This window comes from Paraglaciecola polaris LMG 21857 (assembly GCF_000315055.1).
Classification (GTDB): domain Bacteria; phylum Pseudomonadota; class Gammaproteobacteria; order Enterobacterales; family Alteromonadaceae; genus Paraglaciecola; species Paraglaciecola polaris.
Genome location: NZ_BAER01000120.1, coordinates 1 through 24,531, shown reverse-complemented (window position 1 = coordinate 24,531; position 24,531 = coordinate 1). Strand labels below are relative to the sequence as shown.

The 24,531-nt window shown below is 43.9% G+C and carries 19 protein-coding genes; 15 read left to right on the top strand and 4 right to left on the bottom strand.

The annotated features are described in order from the left end of the window. Positions 1-83: 83 nt before the first annotated feature. From GPLA_RS19500 to GPLA_RS23540, 15 genes are all read left to right on the top strand, one after another. Positions 84-1,238: an acyl-CoA dehydrogenase family protein gene (locus tag GPLA_RS19500; RefSeq protein WP_007106725.1), complete on the top strand. Its 1,155-nt coding sequence runs from the start codon at positions 84-86 to the stop codon at positions 1,236-1,238. Between the two features lie 78 nt (positions 1,239-1,316). Continuing rightward, complete coding sequence (locus GPLA_RS19495; RefSeq protein WP_007106724.1) at positions 1,317-2,279, top strand: NAD(P)H-dependent flavin oxidoreductase; 963 nt, start codon at positions 1,317-1,319, stop codon at positions 2,277-2,279. Between the two features lie 69 nt (positions 2,280-2,348). Then, on the top strand, positions 2,349-3,962 hold the full coding sequence (locus tag GPLA_RS19490; RefSeq protein ID WP_007106723.1) for an acyl-CoA carboxylase subunit beta: 1,614 nt from the start codon (positions 2,349-2,351) through the stop codon (positions 3,960-3,962). A 72-nt stretch (positions 3,963-4,034) separates the two neighbouring features. Continuing rightward, a complete protein-coding gene (locus GPLA_RS19485; protein WP_007106722.1) occupies positions 4,035-4,847 on the top strand; it encodes an enoyl-CoA hydratase/isomerase family protein in 813 nt (270 codons plus the stop codon). Further along, a complete protein-coding gene (locus GPLA_RS19480; RefSeq protein WP_007106721.1) occupies positions 4,848-6,899 on the top strand; it encodes an acetyl/propionyl/methylcrotonyl-CoA carboxylase subunit alpha in 2,052 nt (683 codons plus the stop codon). 12 nt (positions 6,900-6,911) lie between these two features. Next, positions 6,912-8,720, top strand: a complete 1,809-nt coding sequence (locus GPLA_RS19475) for an acyclic terpene utilization AtuA family protein (RefSeq protein ID WP_007106720.1) — start codon at positions 6,912-6,914, stop codon at positions 8,718-8,720. After that, positions 8,717-9,589, top strand: coding sequence for an SDR family oxidoreductase (locus GPLA_RS19470; RefSeq protein ID WP_007106719.1), 873 nt, complete (start codon positions 8,717-8,719; stop codon positions 9,587-9,589). Before GPLA_RS19475 ends, GPLA_RS19470 begins: the two co-directional genes overlap by 4 nt. A gap of 32 nt (positions 9,590-9,621) precedes the next feature. Then, entirely contained in the window at positions 9,622-11,217 is a 1,596-nt protein-coding gene (locus GPLA_RS19465; RefSeq protein WP_007106718.1) for a class I adenylate-forming enzyme family protein, read from the top strand. Positions 11,218-11,555: 338 nt separating this feature from the next. Beyond that, the gene (locus tag GPLA_RS19460; protein ID WP_007106717.1) at positions 11,556-11,849 is read left to right on the top strand and encodes a HipA N-terminal domain-containing protein; all 294 of its coding nucleotides are present in this window, start codon (positions 11,556-11,558) and stop codon (positions 11,847-11,849) included. 120 nt (positions 11,850-11,969) lie between these two features. After that, on the top strand, positions 11,970-12,359 hold the full coding sequence (locus GPLA_RS19455; protein ID WP_007106716.1) for an MbcA/ParS/Xre antitoxin family protein: 390 nt from the start codon (positions 11,970-11,972) through the stop codon (positions 12,357-12,359). Between the two features lie 3 nt (positions 12,360-12,362). After that, entirely contained in the window at positions 12,363-13,037 is a 675-nt protein-coding gene (locus GPLA_RS19450) for an RES family NAD+ phosphorylase (RefSeq protein WP_040515457.1), read from the top strand. A 1,654-nt stretch (positions 13,038-14,691) separates the two neighbouring features. Next, a complete protein-coding gene (locus tag GPLA_RS19445) occupies positions 14,692-15,249 on the top strand; it encodes a hypothetical protein (RefSeq protein ID WP_007106714.1) in 558 nt (185 codons plus the stop codon). Continuing rightward, positions 15,236-16,678, top strand: coding sequence for a site-specific integrase (locus tag GPLA_RS19440; RefSeq protein ID WP_007106713.1), 1,443 nt, complete (start codon positions 15,236-15,238; stop codon positions 16,676-16,678). The genes GPLA_RS19445 and GPLA_RS19440 overlap by 14 nt, the downstream gene beginning before the upstream one ends. After that, entirely contained in the window at positions 16,671-19,730 is a 3,060-nt protein-coding gene (locus tag GPLA_RS19435; protein ID WP_007106712.1) for a hypothetical protein, read from the top strand. The genes GPLA_RS19440 and GPLA_RS19435 overlap by 8 nt, the downstream gene beginning before the upstream one ends. Before the next feature lie 176 nt (positions 19,731-19,906). Then, entirely contained in the window at positions 19,907-20,077 is a 171-nt protein-coding gene (locus tag GPLA_RS23540; protein ID WP_007106711.1) for a hypothetical protein, read from the top strand. Positions 20,078-20,192: 115 nt separating this feature from the next. On the opposite strand, the gene GPLA_RS19430 is transcribed toward GPLA_RS23540, so the two are convergent. The 4 genes from GPLA_RS19430 to GPLA_RS19415 form a co-directional block, all read right to left on the bottom strand. Further along, complete coding sequence (locus tag GPLA_RS19430) at positions 20,193-21,443, bottom strand: HipA domain-containing protein (protein WP_007106710.1); 1,251 nt, start codon at positions 21,441-21,443, stop codon at positions 20,193-20,195. A 6-nt stretch (positions 21,444-21,449) separates the two neighbouring features. After that, a complete protein-coding gene (locus GPLA_RS19425; RefSeq protein ID WP_007106709.1) occupies positions 21,450-21,725 on the bottom strand; it encodes a helix-turn-helix domain-containing protein in 276 nt (91 codons plus the stop codon). A gap of 527 nt (positions 21,726-22,252) precedes the next feature. Beyond that, the gene (locus tag GPLA_RS19420) at positions 22,253-23,167 is read right to left on the bottom strand and encodes a hypothetical protein (RefSeq protein WP_007106708.1); all 915 of its coding nucleotides are present in this window, start codon (positions 23,165-23,167) and stop codon (positions 22,253-22,255) included. Between the two features lie 368 nt (positions 23,168-23,535). After that, entirely contained in the window at positions 23,536-24,303 is a 768-nt protein-coding gene (locus tag GPLA_RS19415; RefSeq protein ID WP_007106707.1) for a GmrSD restriction endonuclease domain-containing protein, read from the bottom strand. Positions 24,304-24,531: the final 228 nt, after the last annotated feature.

Below are 24,531 nucleotides of genomic sequence, written 5' to 3'. Positions count from 1 at the left end.
CAGTCAATTGACCTGAGTCACGCTGTTAACAGAATTTTTACATCTTTAAGATAGGGTCAATGATGCAGAATCTGGAGAAAACAATGCAATTTACCCAAGAGCACGATGCCCTTAGAAAAACAGTCAAAAATTTTGTCGATCAGGAAATGGATCCCTTTGTTGAAGAATGGGAAAACGCCGGTATTGCTCCTTTGCACAGCCTGTTTAAAAAGATGGGGGACTTGGGGTTATTAGGCATTCATAAACCAGAAGAGTTTGGCGGCTCAGGACTCGATTACAGCTACAACTTAGTGTTTGCCGAAGAGCTAGGCCGGGCTTATGGCGGCTCACTGCCAATGGCTATTGGCGTGCAAACCGATATGGCGACGCCTGCGTTAGCGCGTTTTGGCAGCGACGAATTAAAGCGTGAGTTCTTAGCCCCGGCTGTTGCTGGGGAAATGGTCGCGTGTATTGGCGTCAGTGAGCCGGGTGCAGGCTCCGATGTGGCAGGCTTAAAAACCAGTGCGAAAAGTGATGGCGATGATTATGTGATCAATGGCAGCAAAATGTGGATAACCAATGCGACTCAAGCCGATTGGATTTGCCTGTTAGCGAATACCAGTGACGGTAACGTACATGCCAATAAATCACTCATAGTCGTGCCGCTAAACACCCCGGGCATTGAAATCTCTAAGCCGTTAAACAAATTAGGTATGCGCGCCAGTGATACCGGACAAATATTTTTCAACGACGTGCGGGTGCCCAAACGCAATCGCATTGGCGAAGAAAATAAAGGCTTCACTATGCAGATGATGCAATTTCAAGAAGAGCGAATGTATGCTGCAGCAACCGCCTATAAGGGAATGGAGCGCATGATCCAAGACACCATTGGATGGTGCAAAGAGCGACATACGTTTGGCCAGCCAGTGCTGAATAACCAAGTGGTTCATTTTCGTTTAGCAGAGCTTCAGACTGAGGTTGAAGCCCTTCGTGCATTAACGAGGCAAGCCTGCCAGCAGCATGTCAATGGCGAAGACGCCACTTACCTCGCATCGATGGCGAAGCTTAAAAGTGGGCGCTTGTGGCGTGAAGTCACAGATTCCTGTTTGCAGTATTGGGGGGGGATGGGTTTTATGTGGGATAACCCTATTGCAAGAGCCTATAGAGACACGCGAATTCTATCAATCGCTGGTGGCAGTGATGAAATGATGCTGGGCATTATTGCTAAGCACATGGACATTTTTCCCAAGCGCCGTTGATAACACACAATTCACACAGGGCAAACGCCCCTGTGTATTGGATTGAAAATCTTCAATCTAAGAACAAAGGATAACGAAATGGCAATACCTGTCTTATTCAAAAATAAACTGAGCTTACCGGTGATTTGTGCGCCGATGTTTTTGGTGTCTAGCCCTACGCTAGTCATTAGCGCATGTAAAAATGGCATAGTGGGGTCGTTTCCTACCTTTAATACTCGCACCCAAGATTTACTTGATTCATGGCTCACTCAAATTAGCAGCGAACTCACTGAATATGCTGCGGCTAACCCAAATAAACCCGTTGCGCCTTTCGCTGTGAATTTGGTGGTACATCATTCTAATACGCGACTAACAAGTGATCGCGCTGTGGTCAAAAAACATCAGGTGCCTTTCGTGATCACCAGTCAAGGTAATCCAACTGAAGTCGTTGAAGAGGTTCATCAATGGGGCGGTTTGGTCTTCCACGATGTTATTTGTGCGGACCATGCCAAAAAAGCAATTCAAGCAGGAGTGGACGGTATCATTATCGTGTCTGCTGGCGCCGGTGGGCATGCCGGTGAAATTAACCCCTTTGCTTTAGTGAGAGAAATTCGTGAGTTTTGGGACGGGCCGCTAGCACTTGCTGGTGCGATTAACGACGGAATGAGTGTGCGCGCAGCTGAAATTTTAGGTGCTGACTTTAGCTATATGGGCACCCGCTTTATTGCCACCGAAGAAGCTGAAGTTGAAGCTGATTATAAATCTATGCTGGTCAATTCACAGATCAGTGACCTTATCTACACCGATACGTTCACCGGGGTGAAGTGTAACTTCTTAAAGCCCTCCATCGCTCGCGCAGGTGTCGATTTAGCCAGCTTTACCGCTAAAACCCATGTGGATTTGGATTTAGGTGAAAGCAATGCGTGGAAAGATTTCTGGAGTGCCGGCCATGGTGTAGCGGGTATCAAACATGTTTTACCCATGGCTCAGCTAGTTGAGCAACTCAAAGATGAATATCGTAGCGCAGCTGTGCATCCCGCCTTCCAAAGCAATTACGACTAAATAGGCGATGAGCAATGCTTACAACCTTTTGCACCCAATGCACCCACTTATTAACTACGGATTGAACACATGGCCATTTTTCACACCCAGCTTGATCATCACAGCGAACAGTTCACGCAAAACGCTAAAATGATGTACGACTGTGTATCTGAATTTAGAGCGATTGAAAGCCGAGTCATTCAATTGGCGGAAGAAAAAGCCCCGCGCTATATCAAGCGTGGTCTTATTCCGACTAGAGAACGATTATCACGTTTGCTCGACCCTGGTGCGCCATTTTTAGAATTGTCCAGCTTATGTGGTTACATGCAAGAGGGTGATACTGACGGTTCAGCAGCTGGCGGCGGCGTGATAGCGGGGATCGGTTACGTGTCAGGCGCGCGCTGTATGGTCATGATCGATGACTATTTAACCAAAGGCGGCAGCATCACTCAGCTTGGCAGCCACAAGCGTCTACGTATGTATCAGATTGCGTTGCAAAACAAATTACCGGTAATTGCCTTAGCGCAAAGTGGTGGCGGAGACCTAACGTCATTAGGCGATTGGTTTGGGTTCTCCGGTGCGGGTTTTGCCATGCAGGCAAAACTGTCAGCGGCGGGTATTCCACAAATTACCCTAGTGCACGGCAGCGCCACTGCTGGCGGAGCGTACCAACCTGGATTGTCTGACTATGTGGTAATGATCAAAGGGCAGTCCACCGTTTATCTAGCTGGGCCGCCACTGTTAAAAGCCGCCACCGGTGAAATCGCCACAGACGAAGAAATTGGCGGTGCGCAAATGCACAGTGAAGTTTCAGGCGTAGCCGATTATCAAGCTGAAAACGATATTGATGGTATTCGTATTATTCGCGAAATAACCGCGAGTTTAGGCTGGAATGATGATTTAGATGCACCTCGGGATAACCAGCCCCAAGAGCCTTTGTACGATAAAGATCAGTTGTTAGGTATTGTGCCCGAAGAGGCGAAGACGCCTTATGACGTTCGAGAGGTGATTACGCGTATTGCCGATGGCTCTGACTTTCTTGATTTTAAAGCCGATTACGATATGGGTACTGTGTGTGGACATATAAAATTGGCTGGCACGGTGTGCGCTGTTATCGGCAACAATGCACCCATCACCGCTCACGGTGCAGCTAAAGCCGCCCAGTTTATTCATTTATGTCAGCAGTCTGGCACAGCGATTATTTTCTTGCATAACACTACCGGCTTTTTAGTGGGCACTGAGTCTGAGCGCGCAGGCATTATCAAGCATGGGGCCAAGCTTATTCAGGCCGTCACCAATACCACAGTTCCTAAAATTAGTTTAGTGCTAGGGGGCTCATATGGGGCTGGGAATTACGCCATGGCGGGGCGCGGAATCGAACCTCATTTCATGTTTGCATGGCCGCGCTCAGTGGTGTCTGTTATGGGGCCCGCACAAGCAGGAAGCGTACTAAGAACGGTCGCACAGGCCAAAATGGCTAGGGCTAACGCTATCGACACAGATAAATTGGATAGGTTAGAAAAGCGAACGGTAGAAGTGATGCAAGCGAAGTCCGGGGCATTAGCCAATTCTGCGCGCTTATGGGATGACGGCATCATTGACCCAAGAGACACCCGGGAAATACTGGCATTTGCGCTGAATATTTGCCGTGAAGGCCAAGGGCGTAGCGTCAATACCAGCCGCTTTGGTGTTCCTAGATTCTAACAAGTGAAAAATGCGTAGCTGGGGTTACCCAAGCTTGAAATCGTAACGATTTAAACCGCGAAGAGATAAAAAATGTCGAACGTAAGTCAACAGCAATACCGCGAAATCTTAGTGAGTCTTGTACAAGGGGTGCTGACCATCACCTTTAATCGACCTCACAAGAAAAACGCCATGAATTTAACCCTAGTCAACGAAGTCATTGAGGTATTTAGCCGTATTGAAGATGACAATTCGGTTCGCGCAGTCGTTATCTGCGGCAGTGAAGGTAATTTTTGTGCAGGCGGTGACATCTCAGATATGCACAGCGACGCGGCTAACGCAGAGGGTACACAACAGGCTATCTGGAATTTTAATCGTAGCTTCGGGCGCATGATCACCCAAGTGAATAATGCTCCTCAAGTCATTATTACCCAACTTGAAGGCGCTGTACTAGGCGGAGGATTTGGCTTGGCGTGCGTATCAGATATTGCTATCGCCCATCAAAGTGCCATTTTCGCCATGCCAGAGACTGGGCTGGGCGTAATACCGGCGCAAATTGCTCCTTTCGTGGTGACCCGTATCGGCTTAACTCAAGCCCGTCGCTTAGCTCTATTAGGTGAGCGAGTAGGCGCGGCACAAGGCAAAACGTTAGGGATTGTGCATTTTGTTTGCGACACACAAGACGCACTGCAAACCCAACTAAGTGATGTGCTTAAACAGGTGCAGCGTGGTGCGCCAAAAGCAAATGCGAGCACCAAGGCGCTGATGCTAAAAGTGGGAACAATCGAGTTGGAATCGCTGCTGGATGAAGCAGCTGATTTATTTACTCAAGCCCTTGCATCTGATGAAGGAAAAGAGGGCACGCAAGCCTTCTTACAGAAACGTAAACCCAGTTGGTGTGTATAGATGAGTACTGAGCAAATGACTGATATGCAGAATAGCGGTTCACCGAATAGCAATGCGCACAATAACAATGCACAAAAGCACGGCGCATTTAATAAAATACTTATCGCCAATCGCGGGGAAATTGCCCTTAGGGTGATCCGCACGGCGCGCCAAATGGGTTACCGCACTGTTGCTGTTTATAGCGAAGCAGACCGAGATGCCCCCCACGTACTTGCCGCTGACCAAGCGGTGTGCGTTGGCCCTGCTGGTGTTGCCGAGTCTTACTTAGTGATCGACAATATTATTACTGCCGCGAAGAAAACCCAAGCCGATGCTATTCACCCTGGATACGGTTTTTTATCAGAAAACCCTGCATTTGCCCGAGCCTGTGAAGAGACGGGCATTAGGTTTATCGGCCCGCATGCATCGGCGATCGAATTAATGGGCAGCAAGCGGTTGTCTAAGGTGGCGATGTTACAAGCTGGCGTACCTTGTATTCCTGGTTATCAGGGTGAGATACAAACTGACGAGGTGCTAATTGAAAAAGCCCATGAGGTTGGTTTTCCCATCATGGTTAAAGCCTCTGCTGGTGGTGGCGGGCGTGGTATGCGCTTAGTTAAGGACCAAAGCGAATTAGCGGCCCAAATCAAAACCGCCCGCTCTGAAGCGCAAAATGCATTTGGTAATGGTGAATTAATTCTTGAACGGGCAGTTTTAGCACCTCGGCATATTGAAATTCAGATATTTGCTGATAGTGCGGGCAATACCATTTACTTAGGGGAAAGAGACTGTTCTATACAGCGTCGCCACCAAAAGGTAGTCGAAGAGGCGCCATCGCTATTCGTTGATGAAGCCTTGCGAAAACGTATGGGAAAGGCTGCAGTGAGCGCAGCAAAAGCCTGTCATTATGAAGGTGCAGGAACGGTAGAGTTCTTGGTCGATAAAGACAAAAACTTCTATTTTTTAGAAATGAACACTCGGTTACAAGTGGAGCACCCTGTCACTGAATTAGTGATCGGACAAGACTTGGTTGAATGGCAATTAAGGGTAGCGGCAGGTGAAGTGCTGCCCTTAACCCAAGACGACGTTTCGCTAAACGGTCATGCCATCGAAGTACGATTGTACGCAGAAGATCCTCGGCAGAATTTTATGCCGCAAACCGGTAATATTTTACTGTGGCAATACCCAGACCGTGAAGGCATCCGTGTTGATCACGGCATTCATACTGGAGACACCGTCAGCGCACATTACGATCCTATGTTGGCTAAAGTAATAGCCCATGGTCCAGACCGAGAAACTGCCGCACGGCGTCTTGCCAGCGCCATTGAAGATGTTCAATTAGTCGGAGTGAACACCAATAAACGCTTTTTACTTAGTGTACTGCGCCACCCTGCATTTATTGGTGGGCAGGCGACAACAGCGTTTATTGAGCAGTACTTCACTGCACATGAAAGCACCCAAGAGAAGGCGCTTTCTTTAGGCACACTTGCCCGAGCCGCCTTGATTTACTACCAACATCCTTTAATGAATCAGCACGCTTGGGGAAGTGCAGCTAAACAGACATATCATTTCAACTTTAAAATTAACGAGCTTGCCTACGCTGTGCAAATAAACAAGCAGGGGCAAGGCTACGTAATTGTCTGTGAGCAAGGAAAGACTGAGTTAACCCTCATAAGCAATACGGCAAATCGCTGTGTGGTGATTGAAAATGATATTCGTCACGCCTTTTATTATGCGCTGCACCGTCAAGTTCTGTTTTTAGATGATGGCAGCGGTCATTACCAAATCGAAAACATTACTCAGCAACCTGCAAAAGCCGGTGAGAACGGCGCAAGCACGGAAGTCAACGCTGTAATGGATGGAATGATTGTGGATGTGCTGGTGGAGGAAGGGGACACAGTTGAAGCTGGGCAGATTATTGTGGTGATGGAAGCCATGAAAATGGAACACCAATTAAAAACTAAGGCCAAGGGGCGCGTCGAGCATGTTCGTACCGCTGTGGGTCAGCAAGTAAAATCTAAGCAGCAACTCGTGACGATTAGTCGCAATGATAAGGCGCAGTCAGATGCGTAATGTAGGATTTTTATGACAGATAAAATAGTAAGAATTGGCGGCGCGTCGGCCTTTTATGGTGACAGTCAGTTGTCGGCTCGCCAGTTGGTAGATGACGGTAATATAGATTATTTGGTTTTCGATTATTTAGCTGAAGTCACTATGGCCATTTTATCTCAAGCCAAAGCGAAAAATGCTGCTTACGGCTACGCCGTCGACTTTGTCACGGTTGCCATGAAAGATGTACTGGCTGATTGCGCCCAAAAGGGCATAAAAGTCGTCGCCAATGCGGGGGGCATGAATGTGCCTAGCTGCGTTACTGCGCTTCAGAAATTGTGCAGTGAGCTTGATATCAATTTGAATATCGCAGGCGTTTATGGCGATGATTTATCTGACTGTCGAAGCACCTTAAATGGCGACGCGCTTTGTGAGATGCAAACTCGAGCACCCCTACCTGAACACTTGGCCAGTATTAACACTTATTTGGGTGCACGGCCAATTGCCGATGCCCTAGAAGCTGGCGCGGATGTGGTAGTAACTGGACGGATTGTGGATAGCGCCTTGGTAATTGGGCCTCTTATGTACGAATTTGGCTGGCAACACAATGATTACGATAAACTCGCCCAAGGCGCCTTGGCGGGGCACATTTTAGAATGCGGCGCACAGTGTACAGGGGGCAATTTTACCGACTGGCACTTAGTCCCTGATTTTTCCACCATGAGCTATCCCATCGCCCATGTGAGTGCCAGCGGCGCCTTTGAAGTGGGCATAGTGGCCAACACCGGGGGCATGGTCAGTGAAGCCACGGTTGGCGAGCAAGTGCTATATGAGATAGGTGACCCAGCCAACTATTTGCTACCCGATGTGGCCTGCGATTTTAGCAATATTGCAATCATTCAAACGGCGAAGGATCGCGTCAGCGTCACAGGGGCAAGAGGTCGAGCGCCGAGTAATCAATATAAGGTGTGTGCGACTTATGTAGACGGTTATAAGCTTATCAGCTCGTTTTTCATGGGCGGTGAGCAGGCGCCAGAGAAAGCCAGAGTCAATATAAATGCGTTAATCAAACGCACGCAGAAGGTGTTTACCGACAAAGGCTTAGGGGATTATCGGCAAACGAATATTGAAATTATGGGCGCAGAAGACACCTACGGCCCCCATGCGAAAACGCAACACACTCGCGAGGTCATCGCTAAGCTTGGCTTACACCACGATAATAAAGCGGCGCTGCAATTTACCGCCAGTGAAATCGCCTATCTAGCAACCTCCGCAGCGCCGGGTATGAGTGGCTTTGGTGCAGGGCGTCCCAAACCTCAGCCTTTGATTCGAGTGCATTCTGCACTGATAGATAAGTCTGAAGTGCCCGTTACGGTGCAGTTAAATGACACCGTCATCATTAATCAGTGCTACCTCACACCAGAACGTTCTGAGCTTGCTGGCGCATCGCATTACCCCAACGAAGTTATTGATGATCTTGATGATCACGGCGCTGCCAAAGAGCCTCAAGTGACTGTACCTCTGGTCAAATTGGCTTATGCACGAAGCGGCGACAAAGGCGATAACGTCAATATTGGTATTATTGCCCGAGACGTTAAGTTTTTACCTGTGCTTTATCATCAAGTTACTGAGCAGGCAGTAGGTGCGTATTTTGCCCACCAGGTCAAAGGACAGGTTAAGCGTTATGACTTACCGGGCATAAATGGTTTTAACTTTTTTATGACGCAAGCCTTAGGCGGCGGCGGTACGGCGTCACTCAGAACTGACACACAAGGCAAAGCCGCGGCGCAAATGCTGTTGTCCATGCAGGTGAGCGTGCCAAAAAGCTGGGTAGAAAGATCATGAGCTATCAATCCTGCTTAAAGTCGAACAGTTTTGCGGGGCAAACCATTTTGGTGACCGGAGGTGGTAGCGGTATCGGTCGCTGCACTGCCCATGAACTGGCTAGTTTAGGGGCGAGTGTAATATTGCTTGGCCGCAATCTTGAAAAATTACAGCTCACTTGCCAGGAGATCATCGAGGATGGTGGCAAAGCGCACTGTTTCACCTTAGATATCCGTGATGAAGAGCAGGTTATCGCAACCGTTTCGGCTATTTTAAAAAACCATGAACGCGTGCACGGCTTGCTGAATATCGCTGGTGGGCAGTTTCGCGCGCCCTTAGAAGCAATCAGCAAAAAAGGTTTTGAAAGTGTTGTGCAAACCAATCTGTTGGGCGGCTTCTTGATGGCCAGAGAAGTGTTCATTCAACATTTCAAAGCTCATGGCGGCAACATAGTCAATATTACCGCGGACAACAAAAACGGTATGCCTGGGATGGGGCATTCTGGCGCAGCCCGTGCTGGTGTTGAAAATCTGACCAAAACGGCCGCCTGGGAATGGGGCCGCTATGGTGTACGAGTCAACACAGTCGCCCCCGGTTGGGTAGCCTCTTCTGGGCTCGATACTTACCCAAAAGAGATGCAGGCAGCCATCAAAAATCTAAAATACGCTGTGCCACTGGGGCGTATTGCCAGCGAAGCTGAAATTTCTTCGCTGATCTGTTTTTTATTGAGTGCTGGCGCCAATTTTATCAGCGGGCAATCTATTTGGGTGGATGGCGGTGCCAGTATGGGCTCTGCACCTGCACTGGCGCCATTGACTCAAGCCGTATCTGCCAACAGCACAACATGGAACGGTTTCCATCGTTCTAAGCCCCCTAAGGTTTTGCGCTAATACCCAGCAAAGTACCAAGCAAGGATTTGAAGATGAATAACCAAGCATTGAATAAAAATCTAATCGAGCGCGTTGCCATGGGCGATTTGTTGCGTAGACGCAGCCGGGATAGTGCTAGTCAAACAGCCATTGTTGATTTCCCTGACGGTGAGCGCCGAGCGACTAGCTATGGCGAGTTAAATAATCGGGTGAATCAGCTGGCCCATGGCCTACTTGAGAAGGGATTAAAGCAAGGCGATAAACTAGCATTATTTTCGAGCAATCAGCGCGACATGCTTACTGTGTACTTTGCCTGCTATAAATTGGGGGTGGTGGCTGTACCCATTAACTTTATGCAAGGCGTTGATGATGTGCGTTACAACCTAGAGCACAGTGAAACGGCGGCGGTTATTCACGAAGCGATGTTTAGCGAGATGGTGCACGCTTGCACACAGAGCAATCAGCATATTAAGCTCACTGTGCAAATGGGCAATTCCAGAGGCAAATCTGATTACAGTCTAGAAGCGCTGATCGAACATCAAAGTTGTCATGAAATTAGTGACCGTATTATTGATGACAGAGACACAGCTCATATGATTTACACTTCTGGTACCACATCACGGCCCAAGGCGGTTGAATCCTCCCATGTGGCTCTGACCATAGCTGCACTGACTGGCGCCATAGAATTAAACATAAATAAAGGCAATCGCATGTTACTGGTGTTGCCCCTTTTCCACTGTGCGGCACTCTCAATTTTGCATCCCATTTTGCTACGCGGCGGCTGTGCCGTGCTGCACGCCGTGTTTGAGCCTAATGTGATTGTTAATAGCCTTGAACAAGAGAAGATAGAAACTGCCGTATTTATTCCCATGATGTGGCATGCATTATTGGCTACGCCAAATGTTGAAAAACGCGACTTTCGACATTTCAAATTAGGCGTATACGCCATGGCCGCCATGAACAATCAAAGCTTAGAAAAAGTGCGCAGTATTTTTGGCTGCGTCATGCATTTGGGCAGTGGCCAAACAGAATTTGCTCCCATGGCATGCCTATTTCGCGATAAATCTGCCACTGAGTTTTCAGAAGGAAACTACTGGGGTGTACCTGTATGCATGGTCGAGCAAGCGATTGTTGATACGCAAGGTAATGAGCTAGCAAACGGAGAGGTGGGCGAAATAGCGTGGCGCGGGCCACAGGTCATGAGTGGCTATTATATGAATGAGCAAGCCACCGAGGAAGCAGCGAAATTCGGCTGGCACCATACCGGCGATATTGGGTTAATAGACAATCAAGGGCAGCTGCTGTTTATTGACCGGATCAAAGACACCATTAAATCTGGCGGTGAGAATGTATCATCACAAAAGGTAGAGCAGGCCTTGGAATTACTAGACGGCATCGAGCGAGCGGCCGCCTTTGGCGTGAGCCATCCCCATTGGGGCGAAGCGGTTTGCGCCTGTATTATCAGCGCAACATTGAGCGAAGTAGATATCCCTCATATCGAAGCTCACTGTAAAGCACAGCTAGGTAAATTCGAAGTACCTAAGGCCATTTTTATTTGCGAAACCCTGCCGGTTACCGGCACTGGAAAAGTCAGAAAAGTCGAGTTACGCGCTCAATATAAAGACGTATTTAGCGCACTGAATGAATAGGCGGCGACGTGATGAATGCTACAAGCTGTAAGCAGGTAGTTTTACCGCAAGTTAATGACTAAACAATATATCCCTTTAGCGTATAGAGGAAACCTCAGATGATTTACAGTCCAAAGCAATTGGCCAATCAGTTGCTGTTAATTCGAAGCAAACACAATTGGACCCAGCAATAAATTTCCGCCAAAGCAGGGGGCAAACAAGCAAGGATCTAAAACTTCGAGAACGACCCGGAGTGCTGCCAGTTACAGACCGTATTCAAGATCATGCAGGCTTTACAAGTGAATATGCAGGTATCTGACACCGCCTCGAATGCGCTGAACGATGAGGACAGTTGAGGAATGCCTTCATTACACCTTTATTTTAACCAAGAATATGTGGGTGAATTGATTAAACAGCAGAGGGGTGCGCATGTATTGCAGTACGCTAACGACTGGCTTGATAATCTGAAAGCTAGACCGCTGTCTTTATCGTTACCATTGTATAAAGGTAAAATCACCTCGCAAAATGTCTTCAATTACTTCGACAACTTATTGCCTGACTCCCGGCAAACTCGAGAGAAAATTGTTACACGTTTTAACGCAAAATCCTCACAGCCCTTAGATTTACTTTTCGATGATTGCTTGGCTGCATAAGCCAAATTACCTTGCGGGGTTACTAACTGTAAAACCATTAATTATTAAGTCTTAAAATGTACCAATAAGTGAAAATAGTGTATTTTTATACTATACTGTTATCTGCCGTAGGAGGAAACCATGACCACAACTGTTAAAAAACTCGATCAATTTGATCATGCACAGGTCGCCAAAACCAGCATGAAGGCGTTTTTCAATATCTGTGACAAATGGGATTTGAATACAGAAGAGGCGCTTCGATTAATGGGGGAGCCTAGTCGCGGCACGTTTTTTAAATGGAAGCGCGGAGACGCAACAAAGTTAACGCAAGACCAGCTCACACGCGTATCTATTGTGTTAGGCGTTTACAAAGCGCTGCGCTTGCTGTTCCCCACAGCTGAGCAGGCTCATGCATGGATTAATAAGGCGAACACCCATTTTAACGGTAAGCCAGCCAGAGAGCAGTTTTGTACTGGTAATATGATTAGCATGCTTGATTTGCGTCGATATCTAGACGCGGTGAGGGGTTAATCATTGAGTGCTATTTTGCCTAGTTGGGCCGATAAAGTTCATCGGCTTATCCCCTCTCATTTTCCACCTATTAGTCTTTTTGAAGACGTAGCGAACCAAGATGAGTTTGATATTCTTTATGCTGTCGAAAGCCTAACTAATGATAGGTTACTAGAGGACGCGGGCGTAATAACACTTGTTGAGCCTCAAAGCAGGATATATGGACAAGGCAGCACTCCTGTAATGGCTGCATTCACCCATATAGGGCGAGAAAGTCGTTTCACCTTTGGTAAGTATGGGGTTTATTATGGTGCTAACTCATTGGACACCGCAATAGCCGAGACGCGCCACCACCGTGAAGTGTTTTTGGCAACCACCCAAGAGCCCGATACCGAAATTACAATGCGTGAATATATCAATCAAGTGGTGTTACCTGTAGATGATATAAGAGGGTCGAGCTACGATGGCCTGCACGATCCTAATAGTTATGACGCACCACAAACTTTTGCAGCCCAACAACGTAAAGAGGGTTCAAATGGCTTACTCTATCGTAGCGTTAGGTATGCTGGAGGTGAATGCGTGGGGCTTTTTAAACCAATAGCTTTATCGCCCACTGTACAAGGTTGCCACCTGCGTTATGTGTGGAAAGGCAAAGCTCAGCGTATTACCGATGTATTAGAAGTAAAGCTACACGTCTGAGCGGGTTTAGCTTCAAGTCCTCTATCATTTTCCACCCCCTGCCATAGTGAATAGTCACCAGTTTTTTCTGACATGGCCTGAAAGTCCTAAGAAATGGTGCACCCGACGAGATTCGAACTCATGACCTTTGCCTCCAGAGAGCGGGCCAGCTAAATGGTGCCGTTCGGGGTCAACCGGCTAAAAACGTGATATTCCTTTAAAAACAGTATGTTATGGTTTCGCATCGTACCCCCGAAGTACATCTATTAATACCAACTAATTTGGTCACGGTCACAGGTAGGCCACAAAACTTCATTTCGAGCGTGGATCTTTTGTCCAGTTTTTACCTCAATAAAATACTTCGCGGCATGACCGTCAAAGTCAATTTCCCATTCAATGTCATTTCGAGGTTAGCACTCGAAACATCTCACACCAAATCAATTGTAATAAGAGCAATGCCGAACGGAACAAACCTACATATCTATTTCTGTACCTTATCTATCGACTCTAGATTGTGATACAAATAATGTACACCACTTAGCTGCGCTAAATTTTAAACAGTTTGATCTGTATACATATTATTTATTCAATTGCGCTGCATTAGATAAGGGTTCAGTGGTGCATCCAGTGCTCAGTTGGCTAAACGAGATAGCTCTTTGGGGAGATGACTTACATAGCCAATGCATATTTCTTTGTACTGCTTTCATTGTAGCTTACGCACAAGTCTTAGATGACGAATTGCGAATTAGTGAAATATTATCCATCTCTCAGCTTATAACTAAGTTAATAAATCCCGATACCGAAAGTGTTTTGTATGACAAACATTTTCTTCGAGTATTGACGACAAAAGATGTATCAAAGTTACTATCAATTTTTTCAAACGACGGTACATATTGAGAAAGCAGATTGTGCATGAAGTGTGTACATGGCTGTATACTGTGAATAATTTAAAGGCGGTGCTGCATTTCAGCTACTTAACCCAATTATCGACAATATGATTATGAAAAATCCAGACACGCTTTAGAGACTAGCTTCTTAACCTTTAGTTTGAAGCGAAGTGCGACATTGTGCTTTTTTAAACTATGTCGGCGGCAATATGAGAGGCTGCAGGACAGTTCCAAGTTAGCAGGAAGGATTAACACTTTTATATCTTAAGATATATTTCTTACTGCGAGGAAAGCATCGAAAGCATAGTGCTGGATTCAGACATATCAATTTATCCAGCCCACTGTTGTTACAAGCATCATATTTAGTAACTCATCTTGTTCGCCTTCATCAAATCTAGTGTAACAATGATATAAACTGCTTAATTTGGAAAGTATTGGGGTTACTTATCACCTCGGTAACTTTAGTGGTGAAATGTGTAAAGCTTTTAGACGCATAAATCAGCTTAAGTTAGAAAATGATACTTTTCGAATGATGAACACTAAAATAACATTTTAAAATCAGATACTTACAAGTGATGTAAATATTCCTGACACCGAAAAGCGGGATTTTTCGAAGTGTAAAGTATCAAATGCCATTCCTTTCTAATGTAGACAGTCCTCCGGCCATAACTGAATTTTATTTTTTATTTTAAAACAGATGCTTATAGATAAATCTCTTTGTTTTTTCATGTTGGCACATATCTTGATTGGTCATGTGTGATCGTAGTTTAAAATGGAGATGTACTGTAATGATCAAAGGGATTAGAGTCGAGAATATCAAGCCGAAATTGATATCGCCGCATTGCGAAGCAAAAATTGCTTTTGAATACACGAGAACCTTTCAATTTCAGGTTGATGAAAAGTTCCTCAAACCTACACTGCTAGGACACGGCGCTTTTGAAATGCCATTGGTTGTATCTGACCAAAAGGGGTGTTTTCAACTTTTTGCTGGCTGGAAGTACTTGCTTCCCCCATTTTCTTTAGGGCTAAGCGAACAACCTATCCCAATCTTAGTCTTCCCATTTGAGACTACCATCACACGGATCGCTCAAACAGCATGGCAATATGCATTTCATCTTGCCCTTAGCAACCTTCATGAAGACGGGTATCTTGCCTCTACTGCTTTGTTACTACGTCAATGCCCTATTCCTCAAGATATCCTTATGCTGCCCAGCACAAGTTTAATGCCACCTAAAGCACATCTAGTTACAGAGAAACTATATGGTGTAAATCGGCGACGTGTCGAGAGACAGGAAGAATCACAAACCAGAAAATCGTCGCTAGGAGTAAATAATGAATACAAGTAAAGCTGATAGCTATCAACTTAGTTCGTCGAGTTCTGAAAACAGCGTAACGTCAAATAGGTATAAGCCGGCATATCTTAGAAGACGCCTAAAGATGCTCTGCAGTTCGCCTTCCATTTTATCTGAAGGTTTAAGCAAGAGGATTGCAATCCACTGTTGGCATAATTTACAAGACGAAGAAGCCGTTTTATTGCTCGTATCTTTGTTGGTTGGATGGTCCGTACCTCAATTACTTTTGTTAAGAAACGAAGATATTCAGCGAGACAAAAACTATTATTATTTGCGTTCATCCTGGAAATTTAATGACCTGAAATTACCTCAGATGTGGAAGTCATTTCACATCAAATCATCAGAATACGGAGTTATTCCACTTCCTTCAGTTCTTGCTCAGCGCTTAATAGAGGTAATAAATTCACCTTCAATTAACGATAACAGAAAAGCCTTAGTCGAAACTTATCTGGGTAATAAATTTGATGTACTAACACGTCGTCCTACTCTAACTGGTATTCGAAGGAATATTGAATGCTGTGCGAAAGCAGTAGGTTTATCCAGAGCTGAACTGGATTTTATTAGCGGTATTGACCAGCACAATTCCATGCAAAGTTTTTACGTATGCTTTAATCAAGCTGATATGCATGTGAAGTTGATCAAATATCAATCTCAACTTTTAGGTGTCGATCCAGACGTTCTGGAAGTGAAGCCTTTTAATGAAAACTTTGGAAGTAAGCGTGCGCTAACTTCAGCAGGGGTGAAGGCTGTTTTCGAAAGTCATCTACAGTGCTTAAGGGATTATTCTCAACTCACCCAACAAGAATTTCACAATAGGTATACATCATATCTGCTTGAATTATTTCATCTTGTTACACTGATGAGACCCGTTAGTAAAGATGTAGTGAAGCGGAATTCTTTCGCTAATGATTTTTCAAGTCTGTTAATCGTCGATAAAGGTGAATCATCTCTTCGTCGCATCCCGGTCCCATTCAGTGTGAGAAAAATCTTTCACGACTATATTGGCTATCTTATGGCTTTGGATAAACGACAACGTTTTGTTTACCCAATGGTTGCGAATGAAATAACTAGAATGGTAGATGGTGATGCTCCCTTCTTTCAATATTGGGATTTGCATAACGACAAAATGGTGAAGGCTGACACCGCAGCTTTTAACAGCTCGCTAATCGACCAATATCCTTTGCACCGAAATTGGCACCGCCATACCATAGCGACGCACCTGGTTATGCGCGGACAATGCCGAGACTCTCTCAAAGCATTCATGGGTCACAACCCTCCTCTTGATCATACTTTCTCTGGATTGTCTTCGCTATCTTTTGGAGCACTTAGGGGGGTTAGCGAAAATATAGAGCTTTTACTTAAGCACTGGGATATTCCTCTATTATCCCCTTTATCGAAGATGGTGGGGGGACCCCATGTATAATTTGAATGATCTGATTTTACAGTTGAACCAATGTCCATCTAAACAACATTCAGAGATAGCTGAAAGGTTTATTAGGGGTTTAATAGTATCTCAGTATGGTGCACAGCTGTTCTTAAAAGCCAGCAAATCAGAACGCAAACAACAATATCATGAATTATTAGATCTGCTGTCCACAGAGTGCGCCGATCTATCGTTTTTGCCCCTTATACAGAATACTTTAGTTCGAATATTACGGCTGACCTATGAAAATAAAAACCCAACAAGAGAAACCCCTGATTTCTCTCTTAAGATAGAAATAAGTAGCAATCAGGTGGAAGAGGTTTATGAACTTGTTCTCAAAGAGGTCCAGGATATACGCTCACCAACTCCAGAGCGGCGCTTAGAATGGGCATTATTTTTCTGTTTATGTAGCGGCGTATGTTTCCTTGAATTATTTAAAGAATTGTATCGGATTCTTGTCACTGTTGAGCGCCCCGTTGTAAAAATAGGAAATCTCTATGTAATTCCGATCAATTATCAAAAAGATAGTCATTTTTGTAATGTTATTGACGAAGACCAATTGGTTACTCAAAGGCTCTTCTATCTGGATTCGGTTGCTATGGCAGCCATCACTGGCTTTTTTAAGGTGAAAGAGCAATTTTCACCTGAAAATAGTTCGGCAATTAGATCGTTGAGTGAATTATTTGCAAGGATCCCCGCTGCCAAAGACATCTCTAAGCTTGCGCCAAAGACTATGCTGAAGGCTTTTTCTGCGTGGCTCTTTAGGCAGCCAGGTATTGATCTATATATGTGGCAACGTGGATTCGTTGAAGGAACTGTCCAAAGTGCATCTACATCTCTTAATAGCTTAAGTGCTCAAACTGGCCATAAGATTAAGAAGTCTCAGATAAAACATCTTCATGTCAGGGAGATTGCTAAGACCAAATTGAAGACGTCAAAAGTTAGCAGCGCTAAGTCCGATCGTGTCACCAATGATAACTTTCTTAAAACTTTAAGAAAGTTGATTGCTACGTCAAGGAATAGCATCAGCGCATTAAAAATCGAGTTACAAAAATTGCTCGAACAAGATATATCGCAAGCTCAGGAAGTGATGATCATGTGGATGTATAAGAAGTATGAAGATAAAGAGTGGAAGAAAGCTTCATCTGCAGTAAGACATTTGTCGGTGTTAGGACATACATGGCTTTCGCTCACTTTGGACGTGCAGCTTGAAACTCTCAATGATGCGGAAATAACACAATTGTATGAAGATATGCTAGATGATAAGAAGTCTGATGACCAAAAAATTTATGCCTCTTTGTCTAGTATTATAACGTTTATGAGTATGCACCTTGGAACGCCTGTACCTGACAGTTTTGAAGGTGCACACGTAGGTTGTGTTAGAACCGTTGTGATAAACGAATCTCATTTTCAACATCTATTAAGTGACATCGACAAAACCTTTAGTACAGCAACCGAGCATGAGTGTCTTTGCATTAAGATGGCACTAATACTAATGAGACGACTGGGATTGCGACCACATGAACTAGACCTACTTGTATCGGATGTCGATACTGAAGGGCTTGGTGAAGTAATTATTAGACGAAACCTCAAGTCACCATCTTCATGTCGAGTGTTGAAGCTTGAACCATTCTTTGTAATGGATGAATACAAACATTTTTGTAGCTTTATAAATATGCGCAAACATCAAGCTCGTGGGTCAAAGCATCAATCTCTCTTTACACTTGACCCACGTTTTGGTCAGACGATAGATTTTCAAAAGCTCGCTCGCAGTTGCAGTCTTTTACTGTCTGGCTATCTCGGTGAGCCGACACCATTCTACCAATTGAGGCATTCAGCCCTATCTATTATTCAATTGGTATTATTTGGAGATGATGAGCTAATCGAGTTGTTTACACCATTCTCAATTGAACAGGCTAATAAAATCAAAACAATGATGGATATAGGCGACCAACAAGATCGCCTATATCAGCTTTCTTCACATGCTGGACATCTTAACCAAGGGATTTCGTTATCAACGTACTGCCACTTCTCCGACCTCTTACTTTATCAGCAGGTTAGAAAATTAGACCGCAAGTTCCAAAATAATTTTTGGTTTCGGCTATCAGGTGTTAGGCCATCTACGTTCGAAAAGTTTATGCGTAAATCGCCAGCTCAAGTTTTCTCACAATCATATACGCCTTTAGAAGTTGAAACATTCGTTCACGAATGTGCTTATCAAATTAATCGCTTAACCCAAAAACGTCAAGGACTAGACATTATGAAAAACGTTATTCTGACTGACATCAAAGAACCCACCCCGACATTGGCAGATGTAGATACTATTTTACGGACGCATGATGAGGCTCTAAATCTAAGCCGTGTGGAAAAAGAACTGAAAATTAAGATTGTTACAGAAGCTCTGGGGCTGAATGAAATGTGGGGAGCCGATATTCTGCTTACCGCCAAAGTTATTAAGGAGAGGCCGGAATACACGACTACAAAAGGAAAATCTCGCCTTTATCCGAACAATGGCGCGCGGTTGGCTCCATCCAAGCCTAGTTGTGCAGCTGAAGCAGAAGACGTTGAGGTAATTGAGAGAAAGTTGGCCAAAACCAAAGTCCAAGATCGACAGGTGGTTCGACAATCAACAGACATGTTGTTTCAACGAATGACTCATGGGCATAGCGAAATCATATTTAGTTGTCCTCTGGAACTTTCTAAGTTTTTCCATGGAATTAGGGAGCTAATCCCGAATGGGCGTTGGTTTGTAGTTCTGAATCCCAATCGAAATAAAGAGTCAACTGATCAGGTAGACATTTGGACATCACAATCTAACTGGCCAAAGGACACTGAAATCGTAGAAGACAGTTTTGTCTCAGATGAACGTCGGTATCCACACGGGCGTTTGAATTTGCACTTTCAACATCCTTATGCAAACAAAATGACTTTCTCAGTCAGTGAGGTTGGAAAGCATTCTTCCAACGCCCTTAAATACGTGCTGCATTTATATGCGATCCTATTAGGCGCCCAAAAACGTTACCAAAAATTCGAAAAAGTAAACTGCATTTAGGGAAAGATTAAATGCCTCATCGACTATGCCATTTCAGTTCGGGTACCTAATATTTAGTAGAGGTGATGATATCGGCTAGTCTACATTTGGTTAATCAATTGAATAACCAAATGTAGACTCAGTTTAATAATTACTCGAGAATATGAACTTGGCTAAGTTGGAAATGGAACTTTTTAATGGCGTCGGTAGCGCAAACTAGTATTCGTCGTGAAGGATTTATTGGCTATGTCAAAGATACGGTTAATCGACAAGGTCGTAAGCTTTTTTCCACTTTGGAAAGCTCAGTGAATACACCGTTTAAATGTAAAGCAGCGACAATGACACCCATATTGCACTATTACATGTAGTATCTCACTAAACTGACACTCTCAGATGATAGGGTTTGATCTATCCGGACAGACTGCCTTGAGCGATCAACAGACGGTGGGAGGATTCTGCATATTAACATCTCAAGGGATTGTGTCAGGCGAGTCTGCCTGACATTTCCATTATACAGTTGTAATGTATTTCACTTATGGTTCTAACCTCACCAAAATCTCGCTCTTTTTCAGCTATCATCAGCATAGATGTTGAGGCAGGCACAATTTTTTTAATCACATCGTCTAACGTTGATGCGGCCAATTTCTCGCGCAATCCCAATTCAATGCCAAAGGCCAATACATGGTCCCGTTTCAAATCAGCTAAAATTTTCACGCCGCCCATTTCCTGAGCCAGCTCATGATCGAGATGCTTCCCTATACCTTCATATATTGCTGTACTTAGCAGATCATAATGTGGGGTCATGGTTATGTAGTTTTTGCTAATAAAAAATGACAGGTTCTTTAAATGTGCATCACCATTGCCCACCATGGCATTGAAACAAGCCCAGCGAAATATTTCTAATAGTGTTTTAGCTTTTGTACGCGTTTTATCCACGATATTCACTAAACTTGCGACATTGTTATTGCGGTATTTTGTCAAGTGCGGGTAATTCAAAAGCTGACAGCCATCCAACATATGCAACCTTTGCTGGTGTGGGTGATGTCCTTTTCTGTCAAATCGCTCAATCATATAAGCAGGCTCTGGAAAATAAACGATATCGACAAGCGGCACATTGAGTCCACATTTATCAGCAAGTTTCATCACAAACCACTCGTTGATGGGTGTTTGGTAATATACATCTGGATCTGAATGACATGGTTTTAGGATGTGAGTTGAAGGCATGTTGCCACTTGGCTCATATAATTTTCCCTTATGTAACACGACTAACATCTTGTGTTGCGCACCGGCTAATGACATACGTTTCCGCTCACTACGATTTAATGATGTCTTCGGTAGCGATTCAATACGGGTGTTCATTTCTTCATCGGTCAGTGAGTGTATATCACCTTCTGAAATAGGGGTGTCTGGTGGCAGTAATGTGATTGCCCCAGCAGATTCAGCACCAGCTTTCGTTAATAATGCAAACACGTCCTCTACAGGCTCCTTGATATCACTGGCAAGTAACTCTCGTGCTTTTTCCTCTGGCAACAGGTTGTCAAAGAACCATTGAATGGGGCGAGTAGATGAGCCGTCTGTTTGCTTATCTTCTACCAAGGGAATACTGGGAGATATCGGAAAGCTTTCTGGTGCAGCTAACCAATTAGGCTCATACACAAAGGACCAGATGTTATTATCTTCTGATAACTCGCCAACTAGGCTTTTGTCGATAAACACATTCAAAATACGACGCATTACAGCTTATCCTGTGATAATGAGTTCAATTTGGTTTCTTTCCATTGCCGTTAACATTTCTGTTTGCATAGGAATATCAAGTGTCACAGTGATCCCAAGAGCATCGAGGACATTCAATACACGCCCTATCTCAACGGTTGGTTTTCCGTTTTCAAATTCACTGGTGAACGTGGTGCCATTTCCACTTAATGAAGCTGAAGTGGCTTGGTCAAGCCCTTGATGCTTCCTCACTAGCTTGGCAATCTGCCCTATTTGCTTAGTATCAGTAATTGTAACCTGCATTCTGACCTCATAGTATATGCGTTCGCGGTAATTGTAGCTTATTTATGGTAGATATAACATAAATATATGCGAACGCATAAATAATTCGTTTGAAGCTAGAAATACTTATTTATATATGCGAACGCGTATAGAAAACAATAGAGAACAAGTTGTCGATGAACAATAAAGTTGGCAACTTTGGATGGCTCCGATGAGCAATTTATAGACATAGCCGAACATCATCTTCAAGGGTAAGTTTACGGCCATTGCGGTCATACGAGCATGAAGATATCAAATGAGCATTTTGTGCCATTTGTGATCGTTAACTGAGTGGTTCACCAACGGCTGTTTTTTGGCACATTGATGTCATACGAAATTGTCGTGATTGAAGCACCTTAAAATACAAGTGTAATTCAACTTAACAAACCTGCCGGACATGAATCATGGGCATCACTATCAACTCAATTTGACTTACAACAGCCAGACAATGTCGTTGGTACGTTATCGCGTTCATCGGATATAAATGGGAGTCATGTAATGATTAGTGTTTAAATGGAAAGATAGCCTTGTTCAACTACTTCGTTCACAGTTTGATGAGCTTTATTGATGAATTCCAAGTTTACATTCATTCTATTTTCGATTGTTTCTAATTCTGAATTTAGGAATATTATGCCCTGTTCGTAACTGTTTTCTGTTGGCTCTACAGAATGTAATGGGTGTTTTTCTCTATTTTCTAGATATGCTTTAGCCAAATGTAAAATTGGCTTAATCATTGGAACACTCGCTACCATCTCTACCAATTCCCCCATGAGGTTTAAAGGAGTTATTGCTTCGTTCAGCCGTGTTTGGGCCTCGATCAACATATGCTTAGTTCTGGTCATTAGGTCACTATTTTCAACTTCTTGTATGTGTAACTCGATAAATTGTACAAGCAAATTTTCATGCACACTGGACAGAATTTCAGATTCATTCAAGACCTCAATTGTAATGCCAAAAAGTGCTTTACCACGTAACAATGCCTTTTTGGACTGATTTTTAGTAGTAACTTTTTCAATTGCTTTTTTATTGAGGTAATTTTCCAACGCCCCATTAACAGCCTTAGTGTTAGCATTTATGTCATTAATAGTGCTTTGGTGGTATGACAACAGGATATTTTGGCGCGTTAACGATAAAAGTTGACTGATTGTTGATGCGTTACTTAATAACCGAAATGAGGTCATTTGATTCACATACCTAACCTTGTTTAATAACTCGCGGAAAGGTCGTGCAAGCGAGGCTCTTGACTCTGAATCCAATGCGTTTTTAAGGCTCTGTTCAAGAATGTCTGTAAGACGCTTAGAATTTCGAGCGTATTCGTCGAATCTTACGTTGTATCGCTTGATCCTTGCATCTTCACTTGCGAAAATTGTTTTTACATCAATCTCACCAAAACGCGCTTCAAATTCTTCAACTGAATTAATCATAAAACTTAAATATCCATTTTGAGTTTACACCCATTCAGATTAGTTTTAATCCGCCTTAAAGCAAGGAAAGCAAGACTAAATCAGTTATCACAAATGCATTGACTGTGTTGGTTGATATCACTTTACCTTATGAAGTCGAAGTAACGTAAAAAATGTTATTGATAAGCATACTCAACCGAGTTGATACAAGAAGCCTTGAGGTTGACAGCACCCCAAGTAAAGTTCGCTTTATGTGCTTTTATATCCAAAATATATAATTATAAAAGCCGCATATAATTAGAAATAATGCAACAACGAGTGACGCTATCTCAGATGATAGGTTGTCCCCTAAATCAATAAATAACAGTACGTTCCGCATGAGTTATCAATCAATTACTCTGACTACAAGCCTTAACCATTCTGTCAACGATACGCTGTTCAGATGGGATAAATGCCAATGCATACTTAGTCATCACGCGGTTAAAACGTTCTATATATTCACATCGGTATGGGTGGTTAGGTGGAATCCACTCATCAAGTCCTTTAGCCCCTTTTCGACGGTTCAAAGACGCTTGAACGAGTATGAGGTTTTCGACGTCATTGGCAAATAAGGCCTTCCGCTGTCTACTCCATTTATCTCCTCCATGAGCAAATTTTAGCGGGACGATGTGGTCGAGATCTAACTCTTTGGACACACTATAAGTGCCACCCGAGTATGGGTCATACCACTGCCCTAAAAGCACATTGCACTGCTTCTCTGATTTAAAAGAGACAGGTTTTGTTGATGTCTCAATGAGCAATTCATTTCTCGTATTCTGACAGTCTTTATCGCTGTCTAACCAGTGCGGCCAATCGCTTCTGTCATAAAGCTCTACAAAGCTTCTATTTTTATCAATAGCTTCCTTCGTCGCCTTATCTATTGCGTTAGTTTTTGATTTTGGTAGACGACCTCCACTATTTATACACGCGGCGACAGAATCGAACGCCACGAATTTTTTCGTGCGATGATAAGATGAACTCGTTTTATCATGGCATATTCCAGAAGATGACTGTTTAACAATTGGAGTTGTTTGAGTAGCGAGGTTAAACTGACCACATGCGTTCAGGCTCAAAAATACCGCTAGAACTGAACTGGTCAAAATAGTTTTAGTTTTCATATTGTTCTCAAAAAAGCTTCATTTAAAACGCTGTAGGTCCTCCCGCAGCGGCAATCCGCCATTATCACAGGGCTAGCTAAAAATAGGTAACTCATTTCCTGATATTCATTCCTATCTACCGTAGAAAAACTAGTGATTGCGAACTTTACTCATGCGTTCAGACTCGGTCGTCTCGCTTCCGTCTTCTAAACACATTGTATATTTCGTGGGAATTGACCAATATAACCT